Source organism: Herbiconiux moechotypicola (assembly GCF_024979255.1).
GTDB lineage: Bacteria > Actinomycetota > Actinomycetes > Actinomycetales > Microbacteriaceae > Herbiconiux > Herbiconiux moechotypicola.
In genome coordinates this window covers 1-1405 of sequence record NZ_JANLCN010000029.1, presented here as the reverse complement: position 1 = coordinate 1405, position 1405 = coordinate 1, and the positions used below count along the sequence as shown (strand labels likewise).

1 protein-coding gene is annotated in these 1405 nt (G+C 65.6%); it reads left to right on the top strand.

The genetic code is table 11. The features are described from left to right. Nucleotides 1–124 precede the first annotated feature (124 nt). Nucleotides 125–1348 (top strand): IS256 family transposase, encoded by a 1224-nt coding sequence (locus tag N1031_RS20365; RefSeq protein WP_259481789.1) that lies wholly within the window; start codon nucleotides 125–127, stop codon nucleotides 1346–1348. Nucleotides 1349–1405 lie beyond the last annotated feature (57 nt).

The following is a 1405-nucleotide window of genomic DNA, read 5'->3' as shown; positions in this document are numbered from 1 at the left end:
GGTGGCGTCCCGTGTGGTGGTGGAGATTCCGACCGGGTTGCCGGCGTCGTGGACGTGGGTGAGCCATCGTGCGATGGTCAGTGAGAACTGTCTAGGAATCTCAACGTAAGGACACAAGCGCACGATGGCTCTTGACCAGTCTGCCCTCCTCGAGCTCCTCGGGGAACTGAAACTCACCGATGTCACCGACCGGATCCGGGTCGCTACCGAGACGCTCTACCAGGAGCTGATCGACGCGGAAGTGGCCGCGTTCATCGGTGCCGCCCCGTTCGAACGAACCCCGGGCCGGGTGACGCAACGCAACGGCACCCGCCCCAAGATCGTCAGCACCACAGCCGGGGATCTGGAGCTGCGGATCCCGAAACTGCGAACCGGGTCGTTCTTCCCGTCGCTGCTGGAACGCCGCCGCCGCGTCGATCAGGCCCTGTTCGCGGTCGTGATGGAGGCCTACGTCCACGGCGTCAGCACCCGCAAAGTCGACGACCTGGTGAAAGCGCTCGGCGCCGACACCGGCATCTCGAAGTCCGAGGTGTCCCGGATCTGCGCCAACCTCGACGAGGACGTCGCCGCTTTCCGAGACCGACCGTTGGCCGATCAGGGCTACCCGTACGTGTTCCTCGACGCGACCTACTGCAAAGCCCGCGTCGGCCGGCGGGTCGTGTCGCAGGCCGTCGTGGTGGCGGTCGGCGTCGCGGCGGACGGGCGCCGGGAAGTGCTTGGCTTCGAGGTTGGCGAGACCGAATCGCAGCCGTTCTGGACCACCTTCCTTCGCTCTCTGAAAGCGCGCGGCCTGGGCGGGGTTCAGCTGGTCATCTCCGACGCGCACACCGGCCTGATCGCAGCAATCCAGACCGTGTTCGCGGGTGCCTCGTGGCAACGCTGCAGGGTGCATTTCATGCGCAACGTGCTCACGGCCGTCCCGAAGACAGCAGGGCCGATGGTCGCGTCGATCATCCGCACGATCTTCGCCCAGCCCGACACCGAGCACGTGTTCAACCAGTTCCACGAGGTCGTCCGCATGCTCACCCGCTCGCACCCGAAGATCGCTGACATGCTCGAGGACGCGAAAGACGACCTGCTGGCGTTCTGCCAATTCCCGTTCCAGCACTGGCGTCAGCTCTGGTCGACGAATCCGCTGGAGCGGGTGAACAAAGAGATCAAACGCCGCACCGACGTGGTCGGCACGTTTCCCAACCCCGCCGCTCTGCTCCGCCTCGCTGGCCACGTCCTGATCGAGCAGCACGACGAATGGGACGGCGCCGACCGCCGCTACTTCAGCGAGCACTCCATGGCGCTGCTGCTCACCGAACCCGAGGAGGTGGCGATCCCGGAACTGACCGCGGCATAATCAGAACAGCTGACCCGCACGGTGTCGAGAAACTCCACCACACAGCGGGACGTCACC

Bases quoted from the DNA above. Each gene is read 5' to 3' on its own strand.
- N1031_RS20365 (WP_259481789.1), top strand. From the start codon at position 125: ATGGCTCTTGACCAGTCTGCCCTCCTCGAGCTCCTCGGGGAACTGAAA.